This is a genomic window from Pseudomonas sp. Larv2_ips, assembly GCF_963879675.1.
Lineage (GTDB): Bacteria > Pseudomonadota > Gammaproteobacteria > Pseudomonadales > Pseudomonadaceae > Aquipseudomonas.
This window is the reverse complement of record NZ_CAWOAW010000020.1, coordinates 1-340: the sequence shown is the minus strand read 5'-3', so window position 1 is coordinate 340 and position 340 is coordinate 1. Positions and strand designations below refer to the sequence as shown.

At 57.4% G+C, this 340-nt stretch carries 1 protein-coding gene; it reads right to left on the bottom strand.

The genetic code is table 11. The annotated features are described in order from the left end of the window. On the bottom strand, nucleotides 1-227 hold a 227-nt coding region (locus tag AACV02_RS15260; protein WP_218568273.1), incomplete at its 3' end, for a hypothetical protein. Nucleotides 228-340: the final 113 nt, after the last annotated feature.

Below are 340 nucleotides of genomic sequence, written 5' to 3'. Positions count from 1 at the left end.
CTGAGCCAAACCACAATCAAAATGTGGGAGCGGGCTTGCTCGCGAATGCGCTGGATCAGCAACAGATACGCTGACTGACACACCGCTTTCGCGAGCAAGCCCGCTCCCACAGGTGTGCGATGTTGTGTCAGTGGTTCAACAACCACCCGCCAGGCGTTCACGCAAGAATTCCACCAGCGCCAGCCAAGAGGATTGCCGATACGTTCCTGGCGAATTTGGAGCGGCATGTGGACGGTTCGGAGCTGGCCAACCTCGTCGATCGCTGAGCCAAACCTCAATCAAAATGTGGGAGCGGGCTTGCTCGCGAATGCGCTGGATCAGCTACAGATACGCTGACTGA